The following is a 22,709-nucleotide window of genomic DNA, read 5'->3' as shown; positions in this document are numbered from 1 at the left end:
TGAAATGCATCTCTATCGGACGCACACCTGTGGCGAGCTGCGGCAAACCCATGTGGGTGAAACAGTCCGCTTGTCGGGCTGGGTTCATCGCAAACGCGACCACGGAGGACTCCTGTTCGTCGATTTACGCGATCATTACGGGCTAGCGCAATGCGTTGTGACGCCTTCGAAGGAGTTTTTCGAACGTCTTGAACGCCTTCGCGTCGAAAGTGTGATCACGGTCGTCGGTACAGTCGTTGCCCGCGATGACGAAACGGTCAACCCGAATCTGCCAACTGGCGAAATCGAAGTGCAACTCTCTGAGCTGGAAGTTCAGTCAGAGGCTGCTGAGTTGCCGCTGCCAGTTTTCGGAGAGCCGGACTATCCGGAAGAAATTCGTCTGAAGCACCGTTATCTCGATTTGCGTCGGGAAAGCCTGCACAAGAACATGGTGCTGCGCAGCCAGATCATTACGTCCCTGCGACGTCGCATGGTTGATCAGGGCTTCACGGAATACCAGACACCGATCCTGACGGCCTCTTCTCCGGAAGGTGCGCGTGACTTCCTGGTGCCATCACGTCTGCACCCAGGCGAATTCTACGCGCTCCCGCAAGCCCCTCAACAGTTCAAGCAGCTGCTGATGGTTTCCGGTTTCGATCGCTATTTCCAGATTGCACCATGTTTCCGGGACGAGGATGCGCGTGCAGACCGTAGTCCGGGTGAATTTTATCAGCTCGATATTGAGATGAGCTTTGTCACGCAGGAAGATGTCTTTCAGGCGATTGAGCCTGTCATGTCTGGCGTGTTCAAGGAATTCCAGAACTGGGACGGCAAGACACGTGATATGCCGGATGGTCCGTTCCCACGCATTCCATATCGGGAAGCGATGGCGAAATACGGCTCCGACAAGCCTGACCTGCGGAACCCGATTGAGCTGAAAGATGTCTCGGATTTCTTCAAGGATGAGAGCAAGACAGGCTTCTCGATCTTTGCCAAAATCACAAATGGTGGCGGCAAGGTCATCGCAATCCCGGCGCCGAAGGCAACTGCAAATCAATCTCGTAAATTCTTCGATGATTTCGACAAATGGGCGAAGAAAGAGATGCAGGCTCCAGGTCTTGGCTATGCACGCTTGCGCAAGGACGACAGCGGCGCAGTGGTCAGTCAGGATCCAGTTCTCAAGAACTTCGATCCAGAGCATCTAAAAGCCTTTTTGGAAGCAACTGGTCTGGACGATGGTGACGGCGTATTCTTCTCAGCCGGGAAGAAAGAAGCGGCTTACAAGCTCGCAGGTGCTGCACGCCTCAAAATCGGTGAAGAGCTCGATATCGTCGAGAAAGATGTCTTCCGCTTCTGCTGGATCGTCGACTTCCCGATGTATGAGTATGACGAAGACAACAAGAAGATCGACTTTTCTCATAACCCGTTCTCCATGCCGCAAGGTGGTATGGAAGTGTTGGAAGCAGCCGACACGGATGAGAAGAAGCTCGATATTCTGGCCTATCAGTATGACATCGTCTGTAACGGTATTGAGCTATCTTCCGGTGCAATCCGGAACCACCGCCCGGATATCATGCTGAAGGCATTTGAGCTGGCTGGATATGGTCCGGACGTTGTTGAGGAAGAGTTTGGCGGCATGCTGAATGCTTTCCGTTATGGCGCGCCGCCGCACGGCGGCATCGCACCGGGCGTTGATCGGATTGTAATGATCCTGGCGGAAGTCGAGAACCTGCGTGATGTCACGCTGTTCCCGATGAACCAGCAGGCGCAGGATCTGATGATGGGTGCACCTTCGACTGTTTCTGAGAAGCAGCTGAAAGAACTCCACATCAAGCTTTCACTTCCTAAGAAATAGGAAGCTATCGCCATTACGTTGCGTGAAGGCTGGCGCGGCCAGCTTTCGCCCTCCATACTGCTCCGATAACGATATCCCGGAATCGGGGCAGGGGAGAAACATGGTTGAAGAAACTGCTCTGAAGCCGCTATCGGCTTTACAGAAATGGGTCATTGCATTTGCGCTTGTGTCGATGGGCGTCGGCATGACGATCAGTTTCGTCGTTGCTCCGCCCCTGGCACGTGATGCCGGGCTTAGCGAAATCCAGGTCGCGGGCGTTCTCACGCTGTCCTCGTTATTTTTTACGTTTCTTACGCCTGTCTGGGGCAATCTCGCAAACCGCTATGGCCGCAAACGCGTCATGGCGTTCGCCCTGTTTTCTGCTGCGATAACGAATGCAGCCTTCATTTTGTCGCTGAGTGCTGCGCTGAAGGGAATGGTTGTCGGGCTGAACGCTTTCCTTCTGCTGGCTGTTGTTCGGCTTTCTTTTGGCGTCCTGGCCTCAGGTCTTCAGCCCGCATCTTTTGCGAGCATGACAGATTCGACGACGGCTAAAGACCGGGCTGCCGGACTTGGATTTCTTGGTGCGGCCATGAGTGTCGGATCGATCCTTGGCCCATCGACAGCTGCGCTGCTGGCACCAATCGATCCGTTGGCGCCGTTATGGGGATCGGTTGCGTTCTCAGCGATTGGCGGCCTGATTGTGATGTTCACCCTACCGAATGACGCGACGGTGGATCACGACAATGTCCGTCCGAAACGCATGTCGCTTCTCGATCCGAGGGTGCGTGGCTATCTGATCTTTCTGATGTCGTATTTCATCGCCGTGGCATGTGTTCAGCAAACACTTGCCTGGTTTGTTACCGACCGGTTTGATCTTGATCGATCCAGTGCCGTCGAGGCGGCTGGTTGGGTGTTTGGCGTCATGTCCCTGACGATGATCCTCACTCAGACATTTTATGTCAGCCGGTATAAGCCAAAGCCTGAATTCATGCTGCCGCTCGGACTTTTGCTCGTACCAATCGGTTATGGCCTTTCTATTCTGCCGCTTCCATTTCTCGCGATGTGTGCGTCCTTCGGTCTCGTCGGCATCGGATCAGCGCTGATTGTTCCGGCAATCAATGCTTTGGGAACACTCGCGGTTGATCCGCATGAACAGGGCGGAGCGGCTGGCTTGTTATCCGCTGCGCCGCCTGCGGGGTTTGTTCTCGGGCCATTGCTAGGTGCCTGGCTTTATATGTTCAATCGGTCTTTGCCGCTGATTGTCAGCGCCGTGGCAATGAGCACACTGCTCGGCTTCGTGCTTCTTCGTATGCGGGGGCGTCGCGGGCACGCCTGAGATAAATACGTTCGAGACAAAACGCGCGCTTGAAATCATCGTCAAACCGCTTTCATTGAGGGCATGAATATTTTCATTGCCGGTGGCGGTATTGGCGGTCTTTCCGCTGCGCTCAGTTTCGCGAAATTTGGTCATAACGTAACCGTCCTGGAGCAGGCATCGGCCTTCGAAGAGGTTGGCGCTGGATTGCAGATTAGTCCGAATGGCATGAAGGTTCTCAGGGAACTGGGTCTGTCAGAGGCTGTTCGTTCGGCAGGTTTTGAACCGGAGCAGATTGAGTTGCGGTTCGGTGAGAGCGGCCAGACGATTTTTAACATTCCATTGAAAGTGCGTGCCATCAAACGCTGGGGAGCGCCCTTCGTTCAGATCCACCGCGCTGATCTTCTTCACGTGCTCGCAGAAGCGGCCGAAGCTCACCCCAACATACGCGTCGTTTTCCAGTCGCGGGTCGAACGCTTTGAAGAAACACCAGAGTCCGTACGCGTCATGACCTCGAGCAATCGTATTCTCGAGGGTGACCTTCTGATTGGCGCTGACGGGATTCATTCAACGATACGAGAGCAGATGTTCGGACAGGACTCGCCAGAATTTACAGGCTGTGTTGCCTGGCGCGGTGTGGTCAACCTTGATCAGTTCTCCAACCCGCCTCCACCAAATGCCGTGGCCTGGGTTGGACGCGGCAAACACGCCGTGACCTACCGGCTCCGGCAGGGCCGCCTTGTCAATTTCGTCGGTGTGGTCGAGCGCGAGGACTGGCGCGATGAATCCTGGTCCAAACTCGGAATGAAAGACCAGATCCGCAAGGACTTCGAAGGCTGGCACCCGGTGATCCGAAACATTATCGAGCAGGGCGAAAGCTTCTTTCAATGGGGACTTTTCGGCCGCGCGCCTCTCAACCGGTGGAGCAGTCAGCGCGTGACACTCCTTGGTGATTCTGTTCACCCCATGCTGCCCTTTCTCGCTCAGGGCGCGGTCATGGCCATTGAAGACGGCTGGGTTCTGGCCAAGTGTCTCGACAGTCAGATGGGGCTTTCAAGTCAGCTGACCATGTATGAGCAGATACGCAGACCACGCACATCAAAAGTTCAGAAACGGTCGCTGGATAACAAGACAACTTTCCATCACAGCAGTGAGTTAATGCGTGCCGGGACGTATGGGCCGATGTGGCTCGCAGGCAAATTCATGCCGGAATTCGTTCATAGGCGTATGGACTGGATTTATGGGCACGACGTGATCTGAGCGGGGCGATCTGCCTGTATACGACTATAAAATAAACCGGCATACTTGCAGGCTATGACTGCGTGAAAGCGTATTTACCCACGCAATTGCGGGTCATATCTTTTGGGATCGAGCTTTCCATTCTGAAGCGGCTGGTCATAACTGCCCACAGAAGACACACAAAATCGATCCTTCGGGAGGAAAAGATGCTGACAGAAGAACAGACGCTCATTGTCGACATGGCGACAGGGTTCGCAGCCGAGCACCTGCGCCCCAATGCAGCGAAATGGGACGAAGAGGGCTATCTCGACCGCGACGTTCTCAAACAGATGTCGGAATTGGGATTTGGTGGAATATACACCTCCGAGGAACACGGCGGGTCTGGTCTAGGTCGTCTGGATGCCGTTCTCATCTTCGAGGCTTTGTCTCGTGGCTGTGTGGCGCATGCGAGCTTTCTATCCATCCACAACATGGCAACATGGATGATCGATAGCTTCGCGGATGACGCGCTGCGTGCAAAGTATGTCCCTCGCTTGACGGCAGGCGATCTGATTGCCTCATATTGTCTGACGGAGCCATCCGCGGGGTCAGATGCAGCGAGTCTCAGAACGACTGCCACGCGTGATGGAGATAGCTACGTGCTGAATGGCGCGAAAACCTTCATCTCAGGCGCAGGCTTCTCTGATATTTATGTCGTGATGGCGCGTACCTCGGATGATGGCGCACGTGGTGTATCGACATTTGTGGTCGAAAAAGAAACGCCCGACCTTTCATTCGGAAAGAACGAAAAGAAGATGGGGTGGCGCGCCCAACCCACCGCGATGGTGAATTTCGACGATTGCCGGATTCCGGTTTCCAATCGTGTTGGCGAAGAAGGGCATGGCTTCAAGTTTGCCATGAAAGGCCTTGATGGTGGTCGCCTGAACATCGCAGCTTGCTCACTTGGTGGCGGTCAGGAAGCTATTGATCGCGCCATGGCATATGGGCGCGAAAGAAAGCAATTCGGAAAGAGCATTCTCGATTTCCAAGCAACGCAATTCAAGCTTGCCGATATGGAGATCGAGTTGCAGGCAGCCCGTAGCCTCCTCTATGACGCTGCACAAAAACTTGATGCTAAGGCGCCTGAGGCTACGAAATTCTGTGCGATGGCAAAACGCTTCACCACCGATGCTGGCTTTAAAGTCGCGAATGACGCGCTTCAGATTCATGGTGGTTATGGCTATCTGGCGGACTATGAAGTCGAACGCATCGTTCGCGACCTTCGCGTTCATCAGATTCTGGAAGGTACCAATGAGATCATGCGCGTGATTGTGTCCCGTGAGATGTTGAAAGCCTGATAGGAGCTCCCGTCAGCGCTACTGCAATCGAGTGCCGGAAATAAAAAAATGGTCCGCCAGACAGAGTAGGCGGACCTAACAAGGACGAGGAGTATGAGGCGGGGTTAAAAGGTTTTTCGAACCATGACGCCATATGTCCGGGGATCCCCGAGATAAGCATTTCGGTCGATATCCTGAAGCGGCGTGTTGAAGTGCTGCGTGACATAGACCTCATCGGTGGCGTTTCGGATGAAGGCTGATACTGTCAGATCGTGATCTTCGAAGGAAAGTCCTGCATTCGCATTCAGCAGTGTCACCGCTTCCTGTTTCAGGTTACTCGCTGTGTTGGTGAAGACCTCGCTGGTATACTGAACCTGCGCAAGACCTGTTAGGGCGATGCCGGGTGCAATCGGATAGTCGAGTTCAAGCGACGCATTGGCTGCCAACTCAGGCGAGGTCGAAAACCGTCGTCCGGACATGCCGCCGAGATATGGTCTGTCAGGGTCAGCAATTCCCAGAACAGGGTCATCCCCGAAGTCGGCCGTTTCCAGCCAGGTCGCTGAACCTTTGGCAATCAGATAGTCATTGATTGCATAGGTTTGCTCGATCTCAGCGCCAAAGACTTCCGCCGTGGGTGAGTTGATAATAGCGAATTGCAAGCCGAGGAATTGAGCCACCTGAAGGTCGGTGATGTCGTTATAGAAAAACGCAAAGTTGGTGCGTGCTGCTCCGCCCGCCCAATCTATTTTCCCACCGAATTCATAGGCATCGATAAGCTCGGGGTCATAGAGGGGGCTCGAATAATTGCCGGGTACACCAGCAGCGTTTACGTCCAGATTAACGCCGCCCGACTTATATCCGCGATTATAGCTGACATAGTACATCTGGTCGGCGTTCGGTCGGTATTGCAGGCTGATCGTGCCAGTAAAGGCCTCGTCGGAAAATTCGTCGTCATATTCCAGGCCCGGCACGACTCCGGCGAGCGCCAATGGGTCAAGCATGCTACGGAAATAAGGGTTCTCAAAACGGCCTGTCTTGCTGTCGCTGGAATAACGTGCGCCCAGAATGAGGTTCCAGCGTTCCGCGATCGCAAAATCCCAGTGTGTGAAAAGGGCAAACGATTCCGACCTGCTTTCAAAACGTTCCGCCGAAAACAGTCCGGGAGCGGCGTAGGCGAGGCCTGGCACACCGAAAACCACATCCCAGAAATCCTGGGCCTGCGATCCGTGGAACAAGTTACGGGCCATGCGCAGATCTTCATCCGAATAGTAGGCGCCGATCACATAGTTTGCTTCAACTGGTGCGTTCATGGTGCCATTGAATGAGAATTCCTGAGAGAAGAAACGCGAGCGGAATGTTTCGTATAGGTCAAGCAGGTCAGCTGCGCTGAAATCTACATCCTGATCTTGCGTGACATCGAAGCGTCGAAAACCCGTCACTGAGGAAAGTGTACCGGCGCCAGTATCGAAATCTATCTGAAGAGAAATGCCCTGATCTTCGATGAGATTGGGTGTTTCCGGGAAGCTCGTCGCTTCAAAGGCGGAGATGTCATCGGAAGGTGGCTGATAGCCATTCGCAATCGACAGGGAGTCCACAAATCCCTGCAGCGGTCCGTCGAAAAAGTCCGCGGTGCCGTAGCAGCAATTGTCGTCCTCCTTCGCATAGTCGGCAATCAGCTTGATCGAGAGATCGCTTGAAGGCTCCAGCAGAAGACTCGCCTTGTATCCGTTGCGTTCGATATTGTTCAGCGTTCCGCCGTTCGGGTCGTCAAAGTAACCATCCTGTTTGGTATGGGTTGCTGCAACGCGTAAGGCAGCCCAGTCGGTCAATGGCAGATTGACGGCGCCTTTCAGATTAAATGCATCATAGTTTCCATAGCTGCCTTCAACATATCCTTCGACGTCATCAAGCGATGGGGATGCAGACGTCATCAAAAGAGCGCCGGCGGCGGTGTTCTTACCAAAGAGCGTGCCTTGTGGGCCCCTCAGAACCTGAAGATTGTCGATGTCCAGAAAGTTGGCGAGCGCCTGTCCGGACCGCGTCCTGTAGACGCCATCGATAAACACGCCGACAGCGCCTTCAAATGTTCTAGCGTTGCCGGCGGTGCCTATCCCGCGAATTTGAATGTTACTTGAAGATGCGGCGAAATTTGTTTTTCGAAATGAAATGCTCGGTGTGAGCAGCGAGATGTTCTCGACATTGTCGACCCGCAGTTTCGCCAGGGTCTCGCTGTCGGCTGCTGTGACAGATAAGGGGACATCCTGAATGCTTTCTTCCCGACGCTGAGCTGTCACGGTTACGGTGTTCAGCGTTCTTGCGCTTTCATTTACTGGCACCGGTTCGGCAGTCTCCTGCGCAGTGGATTGAAATGAAAGAGCATAGCAGGCAGCTGTTGCACCCATGAGTAGGGCACGCTTCGTAGAGCGGTACATTTGATTCCTCCCGATATCATTTAATCAACCAATTAAATCTGACGCTTAATTTAGTCGACTCTGACTAAAGTTAATGTCGCAGCGTTAGGAATGTCAATCCACTTCTCGTCCGGGTCGCGTTGTAAGGCTTTTGGGCGAGTTTGATTTCTCTCTCAGTAAAAATAAAAAATTCAAAGAAAGTAGTGTATTAAATCTATACGTATTGGATTGAAATTTTGCCGAGCGCGTAGTTTGAGCATGCCTCACTCAATGAATCTGTTCCAGCGAAGCAGAGGTGAAGTAGGCTATAATCGAAAATCTGGAGACTATTTTTAGCAATCGTGTTGGCTGTTCAAAATTAATTGACTGAGTAAATCTGCTGGGGTTTTAAAAGAAATGACGCGCGCTATTACGGTGCGAACGCAAGAAGGATAGATGCGATGAAATCGCAGGCAGAGACAGAGGTAGAATCGTCTCAAATGGACGCTCGGGCTCAGCTTTTGGAGGCGGCCAGTCGCATTATGCGAGAGCGTGATACGCTTGATTTTTCTCTCAGTGATATTTCAGAGAAGGCAAACCTCAATTCTGCGCTTGTGAAATACTATTTCGGAAACAAGCGCGGCTTGCTGGATGCTTTGCTAGAGCGAGATGTCGGTCCGGAGGTTGATCAATTGAAAGACCTGGTCCGATTGCCGATTTCGCCGACGCGGCGTCTTCAAATACACATTGAGGCGTTGATAAATCTCTATTTTCGTCTTCCCTATCTCAATCGTCTCCTCATGAAGCTCATACGGGAAGCAGACGATGAACGAGCGCAGGAAATTTCAAATCGTTTCGTCAAACCGATTACGGAAGCCTATGCCATTATTATCGCTGAAGGCCGTGCAAGAGGTGAGTTCAAACACATCGATCCAGAACTTTTCTACTTCAATATCATCGGTGCCTGTGACCCGTTTTTTTCGGCTGGGGCTGTCCTGAAGTATTGCTACGGTATTGAGAAAACGGATGACGAATTGCGTCGAAGATACATCGCTCAGACGTCAGAAACACTGCTCAACGGCATTTTGCTGAAAGGCTGAACAGTCCTGCTGTTGATGAGTGTTATCGCAGCAGCCCGGATTAAGTAGACAATTAAAGTATTGGAGGAAGCTGAGAATGCTCACGGAAACACAATTGGCCATTCGCGATATGGTTCGCAATTTTGCGCAGGAGCAGGTGAAGCCCAGAACGTTTGAATTTGAGCTTGAGAATGGTTTTCCGCAGGAGCTGTTTGAACAGATGGCTGGTCTTGGCCTTTGGGGAATGACCGCGCCGGAAGAGTTTGGCGGCGCCGGAGTCGATACGTTTTCCTATGCGCTTTCGCTAATGGAGATCGCTGCAGCAGATGGCGCACTTTCTACGATAGTTTCGATCCAGAATTCCATCATTGTGAATGGTCTTCTAAAAGATGGGACGGACGCGCAGAAAGCAAGATTCCTTCCCGATCTCATTGGCGGGCGGATGATCGGTGCCTTTGCGCTCACGGAGGCGGATGCAGGCTCGGATGCTTCGGCGATTCGGACGCGGGCGACAAAAGTCGACGGCGGCTGGAAGCTCAGTGGCAGCAAGCAGTTTATCACGTCGGGCCGGATTGCTGGGCTGGCGATGGTGATTGCTGTGACGGACCCGAACGCCGGTAAGAAAGGCCTGTCAGCCTTTCTCGTTCCAACCGATCGTGATGGCTACCATGTCGACAAGGTCGAACATAAGCTTGGTCAGGCTGCTTCTGACACCTGCGCTCTGCGCTTCGAGGATCTGTTCGTGGAAGATGATCTCATGATTGGTCAGCCAGGGCAGGGCTATCGGATCGCCCTCTCGAATCTCGAGGCAGGCCGGATCGGTATTGCTGCTCAATGTGTCGGAATGGCTAGAGCAGCGCTTGATGTCGCTATTGATTATGCAAAAGACCGCCGCTCTATGGGAAAGGCCATTATCGAGCATCAGGCTGTCGGCTTCCGGTTGGCGGATCTGGCCACAAAGCTGGAAGCTGCGAATCAGATGGTGTTATCGGCTGCGGCCTTGCGTGATGCGGGCGAGCCGGCACTTACCCGGGCTTCTATGGCGAAACTCTTTGCATCAGAGGTCGCAGAGGAAGTGGTCTCCGGTGCCATTCAGGCGCTCGGAGGCTATGGCTATCTTGAGGAGTTTGGTGTGGCCAAAATCTATCGTGATGTGCGCGTCTGCCAGATTTATGAAGGCACATCGGAAGTCCAGCGACTGGTGATCGCGCGGAGCTTATAAAAAAGGGGGAATGGTGCCGGCTGCAGGAGTCGAACCCGCGACCTGATGATTACAAATCAACTGCTCTACCAACTGAGCTAAGCCGGCTCTCCGAAAAGGAAGGGGCCTATTAGCTCAAACCGGTATCAATAGGCAAGGGCAATAATGCGTTCTGAGCAGAAGTTTTTTTCGGTCGTTGGTTTGATCGCTCATATTCGCTTGATCGTCATGGTCGCCCTGCGATCCAGGACATTCGTTTCGGCGAGAGAGAAGGTAATAATAATGGTGATTTGACGTTTCCTCTTATCGCGCCACGCGTTAAAGAGGGCGCTTCTGATCACACCACAGCATACTCATACGGATAGACGAGCGAAATGGCGCGCATTCTCATCACATCGGCTCTGCCTTACATCAATGGGATCAAACACCTTGGCAATCTTGCAGGGTCGATGTTGCCCGCTGATGTGTATGCTCGTTTCAAGCGCCTGCAGGGGCATGAAGTGCTCTATATCTGCGCGACCGATGAGCATGGTACTCCGGCAGAACTCGCCGCGCAAAAGGCCGGTATTGATGTACGCACATACTGCGACGAACAGCATGAAGTTCAGCGAAACGCCGGTGAGGGGTTTCTGCTATCCTACGATTATTTCGGTCGCTCATCGGGCCCGCAGAACGCCGAGCTGACACAACACTTTGCACATGTGCTCGAGGAGCGTGGCCTGATCGAAGAACGCGTCAGCAAGCAAGTGTATGCCGTAGAGGATGGTCGCTTCCTGCCTGACCGTTATGTCGAGGGAACATGTCCCCATTGTGGTTTCGAGAAGGCACGTGGAGATCAGTGCGATAGCTGTGGCAGGTTGCTTGATCCGGTCGATCTGATCAACCCGTATTCCGCTGAAACCGGTTCGACGGCCATCGAACACCGCGACACCCGCCATCTGTATCTCTTGCAGTCGAAAATGCAGGACGAAATCCGCGCTTGGGTCGAGCAGGCTGACGAGTGGCCAGCGCTCGCAAAGTCGATTGCTTTGAAGTGGCTGGACGAGGGACTTCAGGACCGCGCGATTACGCGAGACCTGTCCTGGGGCATCCCGGTTGCCTATCGGGGCAAAGCTCGAGAAGGCTTTGAAGATAAAGTCTTCTATGTCTGGTTCGATGCGCCGATTGAATACATCGCCGCGACCCGCGAATGGGCCGAGGCCAAGGGTGACCCAGATGCTTGGGAAAGCTGGTGGCGGACAGACAAAGGCGCTGATGACGTCACATATGTGGAGTTCATGGGCAAAGATAACGTGGCCTTCCACACGGTAGGCTTTCCAGTGACATTGATTGGCTCTGGAGAGCCCTGGAAGCTCGTGGATCGCCTGAAGGCCTTTAACTGGGTCACCTGGTATGGTGGTAAGTTTTCGACTTCCAACAATCGCGGCGTGTTTATGGACCAGGCGCTTGATCTGCTGCCTGCTGATTACTGGCGCTGGTATCTCATGGCCAATGCGCCGGAAGGCTCGGATGCAGCCTTCACCTGGGAAGGATTTCAGGCTGCGGTCAATTCAGATCTGGCAAATGTTCTGGGCAATTTCGTCAATCGCATCACCAAATATACGAAGTCCAAATTTGACGGGACGATTCCATCAGTCGGAGAGCCGGGAGAGGCAGAAGCCTGGATTGATACGGAGCTTCGCACGCGCCTGGAAGCGCTGACGGAGCATTACGAAGCGATGGAGTTCCGCAAAGCAGCCGCGGAAACGCGCGCGATCTGGGCGGCAGGCAATGAGTATCTGACAAAAGCGGAGCCCTGGGTAAAGTACAAGTCAGACGTCGACGCGGCAGCAGTTGGTGTCCGCATTGGCCTTAACCTCGCTGCAGTTTTTGGGATTCTCGCACAACCATTCGTACCGGATGCCGCCGCGAAAATCCTGGATGCGTTGGGTGTTCCGGAAAACAAACGCGTCTTCCCGAAGGCGGATGACGCAGATTTGTTCAGCATTCTGCAGAATGGTCAGGAAATTGCGCCGCCGGACGTACTCTTCAATAAAATCGAAGACACAACCGTTGCGGAATGGACCGAACAATTCGGCGGCGCGGATCAATAGCTACCAGTTTGGTTCTTTAAAGCTCAGGAACATGTCGGTGCCCTCGAATGCGAGTTCGGGGCATGCGATGTCCTCTGAATCAGCGGCACTATTTCGACAACTGAATTCGAAGACGGAAACATCCGTTTCTGCGCACGGCTTGGGGAAAGCATCGAAATGCGTGAGCAGATCTTCGCTTCCAATGACGTCTTCTTCGCCAAGGATTGGAAGCAGGGCGAAGCCATTGCCCATGACCTTTGCCCCATCAAGCATATAGCTCACATTCAGTCTCAATGCTTCCCGATCTGATTTGATGAAATAGGAAACATTCGGATTGCAGGTGCCGAGGTCGGCATCATCGTTGTTTTCGAATGTTACCTGGAGAATTTCCGGCTCCAGTTCTTCAAAATTCTTCGCGTCTGTTGTCTCCGTTGAGTCGGCTGCTGAGCAGGCCGTGAGCACGGTCGCGATGGCCAGCATCATCAAAGCTTTGTGGATATTCATATGCCCTCCGGTGTGATTTGATTTGTATCCATCTGTCTTTTCAACGCATTCATCGTCAAAAAGCGGACGAAGTTTCTCACTTTGGGCTGCTCAGGCGAGGAACGGTGGCAGCGACAGGCGTTTGCGAATTTTATTCAGTGATGCGATCGGGTTTTCATCCGGCGGAAAGCTGTAGCACCATGGTTGGTAAGTCAGGATCGGCCCAATGACTTCAAAGTGTCTGCGGGCGTCCTCTTCCATGCCGAATTGGTAAAGGATCCAGGCGAAGTGATTGTGTGCAAATAGTTTTTCAGAAGCTGGAGGTGTGCTTGTTTCCAGACCTTCCCAGAACTTGGCTTCAATTGCTTTCAGTTCTTCCTGGAACGTTCCGTCTCGTCGTAGCTGACGATAGCTTTTGATGGCGTCTCGATCATCTTCGAACGCACTAAACCAAAGCGAATCTTCAATCAGCGCTTTTGCGCGCAGGGCGTACCAGGCGCTATTTGGAGGAGCTTCGGTATATTTCGTCGCCACTGCCCACATTTCATCTCGCGAGCCAAGCCATTTTTCTGTTCGCAACATGAGTAGGTTAGAGGGCGCAAAAACCGACTGCTCACTGCATGCGTGGTATTTTTTCTGTATGTCGTCGACGGCGTTCTCATCAGCGCTCAAACCCAAAGCAATGTTGAAATGAATGATGGTTGGAACAGAGTCTTCTGGTGAGGTTGCCTCGGCTTGCAGGACGAGCTTTTCGGCGATGTGGAGACAATCACGCATATCGAAAAATGCGTTTGTTTCGACGCGATCCGCTGTTTCACCACCGCGAATGCGAAACCCTCGGTTCGTATGGAGTTCCGCCAGTATACACGCCAGGTCTTTTGTTTCCGCTTCGGTTGGAAGGTCTAAAGCGAGCGGCAGCATTCGGGACAAGGTATGAAGCCAGGCGTATTTGTCGCTTGCTGTCGGGATCTGACGATAAAGTGAGGTCACTTCTTCCCAGTTTTGCACACCAGCCGCATCCGAGGCTTCGAGGATGAAAGCGCGCCCCTCTGTTGGATCATGTTCTGCAGCTTTCTTTCCCGAGAAAACGTCCAATAAGCCCATAATGCCTCTCACATGTCGCTACGGTCTGATCCTATCAGAGCTAAAATGCCTTTTAAATCAATCCGTTTTTGGCGCCTGATGATGGGACAGGGCGAGAGATAGATCCTGCTATCTTGCGATTGTGCGAAGAAGCATGTTCCATCAGCACATATTCAATCTCAGGGGAGCAACTGATGTCATTTCATTTGATCAAGGCGGGTGCTGTAGCGGCAAGTCTGGCTATATCCAGCGTGAGTTTTGCCCAAACCGATTCGATCGAAACGGGTGCAGATCTCATATCGCTTTACAAATACCTTCATACGCATCCGGAACTCTCCCTCAAAGAGTCTCAGACAGCGTCACTTTTGGCAGAGGAACTGAAAGCACTCGGTTTCGATGTCACGACCGGCCTGGGGCAGGAGTGGATTGAGGCCAAATCAGAGCGTGATCAAGGGCAGGTTCGCGAGGGCGTTGGCGGCTATGGTGTTGTCGGTGTGTTCAGGAATGGAGATGGTCCAACACTTCTTATTCGCTCCGATATGGATGCGCTGCCTGTGAATGAGCGCACAGGTGTTGAGTATGCGTCAACCGTGCGCGATGTCTCCTGGACGGGGGTCGAGAGCGGCGTCATGCATGCGTGTGGCCATGATGTTCACATGACGGCGTGGGTCGGGACAGCGCGAAATCTGATGGAACGTAAGGATGAGTGGTCAGGCACGCTCGTTATGATCCTGCAGCCGGCTGAAGAGATTGGTCTGGGTGCCCAAGCCATGATTTCTGACGGTCTGTTCGACGACTTCCCTCTGCCCGATTATAATCTCGCACTCCACGTCAGTGCGGGCATGCCGTCTGGAAAGATTGGCTATTCGTCCGGTTATGCTCTGGCGAATGTCGACAGCGTCGACATCATTGTAAAGGGCGTGGGCGGTCATGGCGCCTATCCGCATACGACGAAAGATCCGGTGATCGTCGCCTCCTATATTGTGACGGCTCTGCAAACGCTTGTCTCTCGCAATATTGACCCGCAAACGCCAGCGGTGGTGACGGTTGGTTCCTTCCAGGCAGGTGCCAAACACAACATCATTTCCGACCAGGCGCATCTCAAACTGACCGTGCGTTCTTATTCCGATGAAGTTCGCTCAACGCTGCTGGAAGGCATTAAGCGGATTGCCAAAGCACAGGCTCAAGCATTTGGTGCGCCGGAGCCCGAAATCCGTATCGATTCGGATTACACGCCTGCGACCTATAATGATCCTGATCTTTCGCAACGCGCTGGCGCGGCTATGGCGGGGGCGATCGGTGAAGAAAATGTCCTGCAATTACCGGCCGTGATGGGTGGTGAGGATTTCAGCCAGTATGGTCGAACAGATGAGGATATTCCGGGGCTGATCTTCTGGGTTGGCGCTGTTGAGCCAGAAACATATGAAAAGTCCCAGACGGGGGCATTGCCGTTGCCATCTCTTCATTCGCCATTCTTTGCGCCGGATGCAGAAGCGACTATTGAAACGGGCGTGACAGCCATGACGGCCGCGGCGTTGGACTTGCTCCAGCCAGAAAGCGCCGAGTAGGCAAAAAGAAAAAGCCCGCCAATTGGCGGGCTTTTCGTTTATTGAACGACACCATTATTATAAAAGTCGTCGATATCGGAAGGTGACACACCCATCCGAGAAAGCAATTCCCTGGTGTGTTGACCGAGTTTGGGAGCGGGGCCTTTGGGGCCATCATCCGCGCCTGGGAAGCGAACAGGGGAGGCGGGTGCCCGGAACGTGCCGCCAGAAATGGAGGGCGTCTCGACAATGCCGCCAGCTGCGATGACCTGTGGATCTTCGGCGACCTGCGCGAGCGTTTGGACTGGAGCCCAAGCGATTTGTTCGGCATCAAGACGCTCGGCGAGTTCCGCTTTGGTGTACTGTCCAAATGCTTTGTCGAGCCTTTCGACAATTTCCGCTGCATGGGCTCTGCGTCCTTTGCCCGATTTCAATCGCTCATCTTTTGCCATGTCCTCAAGGCCGGCAGCCCGGCAGATTTTCGGCCAATCAACATTTCCCTGACGTGCAACAATGCAGATCCAGTCATCATCGCTGGATTTGAAATAGTTCATTATGGGGACGGTTGGCTCGGCGCGTGGTTTCGTGGATGCGACGCGGTCAAAGAACAGTTGGATTGCAAAGTCGCTTCCAATGGAGAAAAGCGCTGCGCGAAGTAGTGAAGCTTCGATGAGTTGACCTTTTCCAGTGCGAAACTTCTGCACCAGGGCCGCATTGATGGCCGAAGACGCCGCAATTGAGGTGACGTGATCACCGAAGGCCGTTCGCAGAAGCATGGGATCGACGTCTTTCGGTGGAAAGAGACGGGCCAGCCCCGCGCGTGACCAGAAGGATGCGATGTCAAAGCCTGGTCGGTCCTTGTCTGGTCCTTCCAGACCATACCCTGTCAGTGTGCAATACACGAGTGAAGGATTCAGTTTTGCCAGTGATGGAAAGTCGAGGCCAGATCGTTCCAGGCCGCCCGGTCTTACATTCGTCAGAAAGACGTCCGCTTCGCTTGCGAGCTTCCGGACGATTTCAACGCCTTCAGGTTTGGTTGTGTCGACGACGACCGATTTTTTCCCGCGATTGTCGAAGTCAAAAACTGGATTGTCCTTGAGGTCTGTTCCGATCGTATCAAAGAACTGGCGGATCGGATCACCACCCGGCGGTTCGATCTTGATGACTTCAGCGCCCCAATCTGATAGAATAAGGCCAGCCCCCGGTGCGGCCATATATGTTGCGTATTCGACGACTTTTACGCCTTCGAGCATTCTTCCCTCCCTTTAGGCCTCTCCGGGCCTTTGAAATTTTTTAAAAAACCGCTCGTCAGACCCATTGGTAAGCGAGTGTTAATGTTAACAGAGTCAAAACAGACTTGGTTTGATTCATTCGATAAGGCTTGTCCTCATGTCCGTCAAAGCTATGCGCCCTCGTCTCAGCCAGGAAGATATCATCCGACTGATGAAAGGTAGTTCAGTTGAGGATCGCGCACATGCAACCCACAAGCTTTGTCGTCGTATCAGCGTTGAGGACCTAACTCACGAAGAAAAAGTCTTTGCTGACCAGATTCTCGCGCTTCTGGCCAAGGATGCTGAAGTACTGGTCCGCCGCGCCATGGCTGTGACCTTGAAAAATTCACCCAATCTGCCACGCAATGTCGCGCTGAAGCTCGCGCATGATGTCGAAGCCGTGGCGCTTCCGGTTCTGCAGTCTTCGCCGGTCTTTACCGGGTCAGATCTTGTTGAGCTGGTCTTGAATGCAACCGATGCCAAACAGATCGCCATTGCCGGACGTGATGCGCTCTCCAGTGATGTTACCACGGCTATGTCTGAACATGCGTGCCGTGATGCCGTAAAGGTCATGGCTGCTAATGATGGTGCCGAAATGACGGAGCGCGGCTATGACGCCGTACTAAAACGCTTCAAGGCGGACCAGGATGTTCATGGCGCTCTGATTTCACGTCAGTGGATACCGCCACAAATCGCTGAAAAGATGGTTTCACTCGTGTCAGGTGAGTTGTTTGACAAGCTCGTGAATGAGCATGAGTTACCGCCACAGCTTGCTATTGAGCTTGCTTCTGGCGCGCGCGAACGCGCGACGCTGGATCTTGTCGAGCAGGCGGGACGCTCCACGAACATGGAGCGTTTTGTGCAGCAGCTTAATCTGAATGGGCGGCTGACTTCATCCATGATCATGCGCGGACTTTGTCTTGGACACATGCGCTTTGTGGAATGGGCGATCGCTGAACTCGCCGGAATTCCGCATTCGAAAGCCTGGCTCATGCTTCATGATGCCGGTTCGCTTGGTCTTCGTACGATCTTCGAACGGGCAGGGCTTCCCAATGGCATGTTCATGCCGTTCAAAACCGCGATTTCGGTTTACCACGAGCTCGAATTCAATGGGCTTGAAGGTGATCGACAGCGTTTCCGGACCTGCATGATTGAGCGCATTCTCACGCAGTTCCAGGCCATTCCGCAGAGTGACCTGGATTATCTGCTTGAGAAGCTCGACGCTTACAGAGATGTGCGCGATCGTGACGAAAGTGGTAAGTCAGAAGAGGAAGCCGCTTAGGCGTCCGCCATCATCTTCAGCGCATGCGTTGCGCCCAGCTTTTCCAGCGTTACTGAATCCCGCCAGTTGGCGCGGTCGACGATGACCTCTCCGCCAAGGCAGGCGACAATGTCCGCTCGCATTTGCAGAGTGTCATTGTACATCAATTCGTCCGCGTTGACCCGAATGCGTTCGATTGCTGGGCGCAGACGCGAGCAGAACGGCGTCGCAAAGGATTTGCGTGCATCCATGGCAATCCGAAAGCCGGAACGGCGAAAAGCTTCAAATTGTTTCATTGCTGATGCGTCGCCGCAGGCGAGGCTGGCATCCTGGAACTCGAGCATGAACTCCTGCGGGCAGTACCCTTCTTCCTGCACGGTATTTTTTGCATCGCGTGCCGCCGATTCGTCCATCAGAGTCGCAATTGGCATTGGGACATGGATCGGGCGCGTTAAGGAATGAGTGCTGTTCGTCGCCGTGATAAGTTTTCTCAGCGCCACGCAGAGCCATTCGCCAGGTGATCTGAAGCCATTCGGGCCGATGGGCGCGAAAGGAGATGCCTGTTCTTCAAACAATGGGTCAACACGGGTGAGCGCGAGGTCCGGTTCACCGTCAGAGAGACGGCGACATACCTCGAAACGACTACGTAGAGCTGGCCCTTTTTGTCCGGAATAATTGTTTTCGTTATGGAGAGAGACGGACATAAAACCTCACTAAGTCTGGACACAGGCAGACCTTAGCAAGACACTCCTTCAATCCCGTGGCGTAAGACGACGGAATTTAAAACAAGCTAATCAGAATGGGGAGAGAATTTATGAAGGAATTGGGGGAGGGCTCGCAGCCAAAATTGTCATCGACCATTCTGCTGATCCGCGGAGAGGCGGAAACCGAAGTGCTGATGGTCGCCAGAAGTTACCAGATCGACTTCGCCTCTGGCGCGCACGTCTTCCCGGGTGGAAAGGTCAGTGAGGATGATCTGAGGCCTGAATGGCGTGACTTCGTTGAGGGTGACTTTGAGGGAGGTGAGCTGGCCGTTCGCATCGGTGGGATCCGGGAAGTCTTCGAAGAGTCCGGAATTTTGCTGGCCAGGTCTCGGTCCGCCAAGCCTGGCACGCATGTGTCCAGAGATGTCTGTGAGACGCTGGCGCCGCACCGTGGGCCGATAGATCGCAGAGAAGAGAGCTTTCTTGAACTGATCAAAGCGCAGGATCTTGTGCTTTGTGTGAACGAACTTGTGCCCTATGCCCACTGGATTACACCCGACATGATGCCAAAGCGTTTCGACACACGCTTTTTTATTGCGAGAGCTCCAATCGAGCAGCGCGCCGTTCATGATGGCCGTGAGACAACCGAAGCTGTGTGGGTTCAGCCATCGGAAATATTGCGCCGCGAAAAAAGTGGAGAAGCTACGCTTCTGTTTCCAACCCGCGTCAACCTGGAGCTTTTGGAGGACAGTGGTCCGCCCGAAGCGGCTCTGGATGCTGCACGACAACGAGAAATCGTTACAGTGTTGCCAGTCGTAGATAAGGGCGAGCAGGGGGCGGTTTTGAAAATACCCGCCGAAGCGGGTTATCGCGTGACAATTGAGCCGCTTGAGACGGTCAATAAAGCCATGAAGAACACGGTAAAAGGTTCAGCCTAGACCGCGTCTGCATACTCTTCTGTCTGCGTTTCCAATTCATGTGCCAGAGCAATGCCGACCGGATGATCCGGGCTTTTGATGTTCTGGCGCATAGCTGTTCGACAGGCATGAACATGCGCTTCGATCAGGTTCGCTGGAGCAACAGCCCGCGACGTATCGGTTGCAAGCAGGCGGCAGAGTGAATTGGCATAACGGGTGATTAGCGGGTAGCCATATGTTGTCGCCAGACCTTTCAGGTCGTGTGAGGCGCCGTAGACTTCCGTCAACTGGTTCTCACGATCAGACAGATCACGCGCAGCGTTCCACGTATTTTCCACGCGTGTGATCTCGTCGTCGAGCCAGTTGTCAAATTCGTGGGAAAGGTTTTCGAGCGCACGTTCGGCGCGCTTGATGGCTTCGGAACTCGTCAAAGACAATGGACCACCCAGTTTCGCTTTGAGCACGTTCGGCGGCGTGATGATCTCGATTGGCTTAGATTTTCCCATGACCCGGTTCCAAGTTTGAGAGCTTATTTGGATTTGAACAAGAACACTCTTTTATTAATATTCCCTTCCAGAGGATATACCAATACTCAATGAGCGAACTGTTCCTGAAGAATTCTTTCTTCCAGTGCATGACCTGGATCGAAGAGCATAACCAGCGGCTTGGAGCGGTCTTCCGTAACCGTGACGCGCTCGACCGAGCGAACCTCCTGATTGTCTGCAGATGCTGAAACAGGACGAAGTTCAGCGATGCTGATATCGATGACAACTTCAGCATCATGGCGTAGTAGCGCGCCGCGCCAGCGTCGAGGACGAAACGGACTGATCGGCGTGAGCGCCAGCAGATTCGCTCCAATCGGAAGAATTGGACCGTGGGCGGACAGGTTGTAGGCCGTTGAGCCTGCAGGTGTTGCGACCAGAACCCCGTCGCATGCCAGTGAGGCCATACGCACCCGGCCATCTATTGTGATTCTCAGGCGAGCTGTTTGAGAGGTTTGCCGTATGAGCGACACTTCGTTGATTGCCAGTCGCACATGGGTCTCACCGGAGGTCGTTTCTGCCTTCATGCGAAGCGGGTAGATAATAGCACGTTCAGCAGCGTCGAGGCGTTCAAACAAGCCATCTTCCCGATAGTCATTCATCAGGAAGCCAACCGTGCCCTGATTCATACCGTACACCGGACGCGGGTCATCAAACCTTCGACGAAGGGTTTCAAGCATACAGCCATCGCCGCCGAGTGCGACAACAACATCTGCTTCGTTCTCGTCAACCTGACCATATTTTTGCGTCATGAAGCGCAGGGCTGTCTGTGCCTCCGGCCGCTTGCTGGCGATGAACGCAATTTTGATGCTCATGCTTTCTCCCCCAACATAATATGCTTATCGCTTGGCATTGCACATTGTCTGACAGACCGACAGCTTACGCTCAACCAGAATTCTCTACAGGCTATGTGTAGAACAGCTTCAGCCCCAATTCTGAAGTATGCTGGCAGCTTACGTTTTGCGTTATCAGGTGAATAGAGTAAAATACATCAAACATAATTGGGAGGAACAAAATGGCCGATGATCTGAGCATAAAAAGCGTCCAGGCAAGCGTAACACCTGAAGAATGGCAGGCGCGTGTCGATCTCGCTGCCCTCTACCGTCTAACGGCCTATCATGGTTGGGATGACCTCATCTTTACGCATATTTCCTTGCGTGTACCGGGGCCTGAACACCACTTTCTGATCAATCCATACGGTTTATTGTTTGAGGAAATCACCGCGTCATCACTGGTGAAGGTGGATCTTGATGGAGAGATCGTCTCCGATACGCCATATGCGATCAATCCTGCTGGTTTCACGATTCACTCAGCTGTGCATGCGGCTCGTGAAGATGCAAAATGTGTGATGCATTTGCACACAGATCAGGGGGTTGCTGTTTCTGCTCAGAAGGGTGGTCTGCTGCCCATTTCTCAGACGGGCATGATCGCCATGTCTGACCTCGCCTATCATGATTATGAGGGCATTGCGCTGGACCATGATGAGCGTGAGCGCATTGTTGCGGACCTCGGAAACAAGCATTCCATGATGCTTCGTAACCACGGAACGCTCACTTGCGGTGAATCAGCGGCCCAAACCTATATGCGTATGTTCTTTTTAGAGCGGGCTTGTAAGATGCAGATCATGGCGCAAGCAGGTGGGGAGCTGCTCTTTTGTCAAGACGACTTACAGGACAAAGTAGCGGGACAAAGCAATCCCAAAGGCATGGGCATGCTCGCAGATGCGCTTGCATGGCCAGCACTGCTCCGACGTCTCGATCGCAACCTTCCAGGTTACGACGTCTAGTCACAGCCTTAGTCTGTCTCGGCTCACTTTTCGGAGCTGCGGCACACGCCGGACCGTGGGTGCAGTCTGACGGCGGTATTTATTCGCGTATTTCGCTCGCTGCGGAGGATCACAACGGGTTCTCCGCGGAGCGGTTGGATGCTTACGGCGAATGGGGTATCACTGCGGATTGGACGTTGTCTGCGAAGTACGAGACGGTCGATTTTTCAACATCAAATGCTTTTGACAGTGAAGGCTGGCGTGTCGCTGCACGCCGCCGCATTTGGGCGAATGAAAAGTGGTCGAGCACCGGTGAAATCGCGATACTGGAAGGTGCGGCAATCGGTGGTTTTCGCGGATGCGATGCTATGGGTGGCGAAATCTCTCTGGGCGTAGGGCGGACGTTTAAGCTGGGACGTTATGAAGGTTATTCCGGATTAAATGTCGGACGCCGGGAGCATGATGGCGGGTGTTATCATGATCGGCTGGAAGCGATCATCTCCGTGCAGCCACAGCCAAATGTATACTGGACGGCACAGCTTTGGTCCGAACGAGGTGAGGATGACCGCTCTGACAAAATTGATCTGACTCGTTCGTTTGTTTTTGGACAATTTGAATTCGGGCTTGGTGTTCGACAGGAAGTCAGCGGTGAGTTCGATGAAACTGCAGCCGTTCTCTCATTAGCATTCAGAAACGGTCGGTAAGTTC

General features: G+C 53.3%; 19 protein-coding genes and 1 tRNA gene. 12 read left to right on the top strand and 8 right to left on the bottom strand.

Features of this window, described 5'->3' with window-relative positions; all coding sequences use genetic code 11:
* Window positions 1-4 precede the first annotated feature (4 nt).
* From aspS to ACFQDM_RS18825, 4 genes are all read left to right on the top strand, one after another.
* Complete coding sequence (gene aspS, locus ACFQDM_RS18840; RefSeq protein ID WP_377382132.1) at window positions 5-1,834, top strand: aspartate--tRNA ligase; 1,830 nt, start codon at window positions 5-7, stop codon at window positions 1,832-1,834.
* Between the two features lie 100 nt (window positions 1,835-1,934).
* Window positions 1,935-3,152 carry an MFS transporter gene (locus ACFQDM_RS18835; protein ID WP_377382129.1) on the top strand — a complete coding sequence of 406 codons (1,218 nt, stop codon included), beginning with the start codon at window positions 1,935-1,937 and terminating at the stop codon, window positions 3,150-3,152.
* A gap of 63 nt (window positions 3,153-3,215) precedes the next feature.
* Window positions 3,216-4,391: an FAD-dependent monooxygenase gene (locus tag ACFQDM_RS18830; protein ID WP_377382126.1), complete on the top strand. Its 1,176-nt coding sequence runs from the start codon at window positions 3,216-3,218 to the stop codon at window positions 4,389-4,391.
* 185 nt (window positions 4,392-4,576) lie between these two features.
* Entirely contained in the window at window positions 4,577-5,707 is a 1,131-nt protein-coding gene (locus tag ACFQDM_RS18825; RefSeq protein ID WP_377382123.1) for an acyl-CoA dehydrogenase family protein, read from the top strand.
* 104 nt (window positions 5,708-5,811) lie between these two features.
* Here ACFQDM_RS18825 and ACFQDM_RS18820 read toward each other — a convergent pair whose 3' ends face one another.
* Window positions 5,812-8,118, bottom strand: coding sequence for a TonB-dependent receptor (locus ACFQDM_RS18820; protein WP_377382121.1), 2,307 nt, complete (start codon window positions 8,116-8,118; stop codon window positions 5,812-5,814).
* A gap of 419 nt (window positions 8,119-8,537) precedes the next feature.
* Between ACFQDM_RS18820 and ACFQDM_RS18815 the strand changes: the two genes are divergently transcribed.
* Together ACFQDM_RS18815 and ACFQDM_RS18810 are read left to right on the top strand one after the other, a co-directional pair.
* Window positions 8,538-9,176 carry a TetR family transcriptional regulator gene (locus ACFQDM_RS18815; protein WP_377382118.1) on the top strand — a complete coding sequence of 213 codons (639 nt, stop codon included), beginning with the start codon at window positions 8,538-8,540 and terminating at the stop codon, window positions 9,174-9,176.
* A 76-nt stretch (window positions 9,177-9,252) separates the two neighbouring features.
* On the top strand, window positions 9,253-10,377 hold the full coding sequence (locus tag ACFQDM_RS18810; protein WP_377382116.1) for an acyl-CoA dehydrogenase family protein: 1,125 nt from the start codon (window positions 9,253-9,255) through the stop codon (window positions 10,375-10,377).
* An 11-nt stretch (window positions 10,378-10,388) separates the two neighbouring features.
* Here ACFQDM_RS18810 and ACFQDM_RS18805 read toward each other — a convergent pair.
* Window positions 10,389-10,464: transfer RNA gene (locus tag ACFQDM_RS18805), tRNA-Thr, on the bottom strand.
* 266 nt (window positions 10,465-10,730) lie between these two features.
* Here ACFQDM_RS18805 and metG point away from each other — a divergent pair.
* The gene (gene metG / locus ACFQDM_RS18800; protein WP_377382113.1) at window positions 10,731-12,449 is read left to right on the top strand and encodes a methionine--tRNA ligase; all 1,719 of its coding nucleotides are present in this window, start codon (window positions 10,731-10,733) and stop codon (window positions 12,447-12,449) included.
* Here the strand turns inward: metG and ACFQDM_RS18795 are convergent, their stop codons facing one another.
* Both ACFQDM_RS18795 and ACFQDM_RS18790 read right to left on the bottom strand, forming a co-directional pair.
* The gene (locus tag ACFQDM_RS18795; RefSeq protein WP_377382110.1) at window positions 12,450-12,932 is read right to left on the bottom strand and encodes a hypothetical protein; all 483 of its coding nucleotides are present in this window, start codon (window positions 12,930-12,932) and stop codon (window positions 12,450-12,452) included. It abuts the gene before it with no gap.
* 90 nt (window positions 12,933-13,022) lie between these two features.
* Window positions 13,023-13,832 (bottom strand): hypothetical protein, encoded by an 810-nt coding sequence (locus ACFQDM_RS18790; RefSeq protein WP_377382107.1) that lies wholly within the window; start codon window positions 13,830-13,832, stop codon window positions 13,023-13,025.
* A gap of 356 nt (window positions 13,833-14,188) precedes the next feature.
* Between ACFQDM_RS18790 and ACFQDM_RS18785 the strand changes: the two genes are divergently transcribed.
* Window positions 14,189-15,562, top strand: a complete 1,374-nt coding sequence (locus tag ACFQDM_RS18785) for an amidohydrolase (protein ID WP_377382104.1) — start codon at window positions 14,189-14,191, stop codon at window positions 15,560-15,562.
* Window positions 15,563-15,600: 38 nt separating this feature from the next.
* Here ACFQDM_RS18785 and ACFQDM_RS18780 read toward each other — a convergent pair whose 3' ends face one another.
* Window positions 15,601-16,794: a CaiB/BaiF CoA transferase family protein gene (locus ACFQDM_RS18780; RefSeq protein WP_377382101.1), complete on the bottom strand. Its 1,194-nt coding sequence runs from the start codon at window positions 16,792-16,794 to the stop codon at window positions 15,601-15,603.
* Window positions 16,795-16,930: 136 nt separating this feature from the next.
* On the opposite strand from ACFQDM_RS18780, the gene ACFQDM_RS18775 reads away from it, so the two are divergent.
* Complete coding sequence (locus ACFQDM_RS18775) at window positions 16,931-18,094, top strand: DUF2336 domain-containing protein (RefSeq protein WP_377382098.1); 1,164 nt, start codon at window positions 16,931-16,933, stop codon at window positions 18,092-18,094.
* Here the strand turns inward: ACFQDM_RS18775 and ACFQDM_RS18770 are convergent.
* Complete coding sequence (locus ACFQDM_RS18770; protein WP_377382096.1) at window positions 18,091-18,777, bottom strand: hypothetical protein; 687 nt, start codon at window positions 18,775-18,777, stop codon at window positions 18,091-18,093. The two genes, ACFQDM_RS18775 and ACFQDM_RS18770, sit on opposite strands and share 4 nt — an antisense overlap.
* A gap of 110 nt (window positions 18,778-18,887) precedes the next feature.
* On the opposite strand from ACFQDM_RS18770, the gene ACFQDM_RS18765 reads away from it, so the two are divergent.
* Window positions 18,888-19,715 (top strand): NUDIX hydrolase, encoded by an 828-nt coding sequence (locus ACFQDM_RS18765; RefSeq protein ID WP_377382093.1) that lies wholly within the window; start codon window positions 18,888-18,890, stop codon window positions 19,713-19,715.
* Here the strand turns inward: ACFQDM_RS18765 and ACFQDM_RS18760 are convergent.
* The gene (locus ACFQDM_RS18760; protein ID WP_377382090.1) at window positions 19,712-20,200 is read right to left on the bottom strand and encodes a hypothetical protein; all 489 of its coding nucleotides are present in this window, start codon (window positions 20,198-20,200) and stop codon (window positions 19,712-19,714) included. The genes ACFQDM_RS18765 and ACFQDM_RS18760 overlap by 4 nt on opposite strands.
* 86 nt (window positions 20,201-20,286) lie before the next feature.
* Window positions 20,287-21,051: an NAD kinase gene (locus ACFQDM_RS18755; protein ID WP_377382087.1), complete on the bottom strand. Its 765-nt coding sequence runs from the start codon at window positions 21,049-21,051 to the stop codon at window positions 20,287-20,289.
* Window positions 21,052-21,251: 200 nt separating this feature from the next.
* Between ACFQDM_RS18755 and ACFQDM_RS18750 the strand changes: the two genes are divergently transcribed.
* Both ACFQDM_RS18750 and ACFQDM_RS18745 read left to right on the top strand, forming a co-directional pair.
* Window positions 21,252-22,022, top strand: a complete 771-nt coding sequence (locus ACFQDM_RS18750) for a class II aldolase/adducin family protein (RefSeq protein WP_377382084.1) — start codon at window positions 21,252-21,254, stop codon at window positions 22,020-22,022.
* A gap of 59 nt (window positions 22,023-22,081) precedes the next feature.
* Window positions 22,082-22,705: a hypothetical protein gene (locus tag ACFQDM_RS18745; RefSeq protein WP_377382081.1), complete on the top strand. Its 624-nt coding sequence runs from the start codon at window positions 22,082-22,084 to the stop codon at window positions 22,703-22,705.
* Window positions 22,706-22,709: the final 4 nt, after the last annotated feature.

It is taken from the genome of Ponticaulis profundi, assembly GCF_042659465.1.
Classification (GTDB): domain Bacteria; phylum Pseudomonadota; class Alphaproteobacteria; order Caulobacterales; family Hyphomonadaceae; genus Ponticaulis; species Ponticaulis profundi.
The sequence above is the reverse complement of the archived record's forward strand: the minus strand, read 5'-3'. Positions and strand labels throughout refer to the sequence as shown.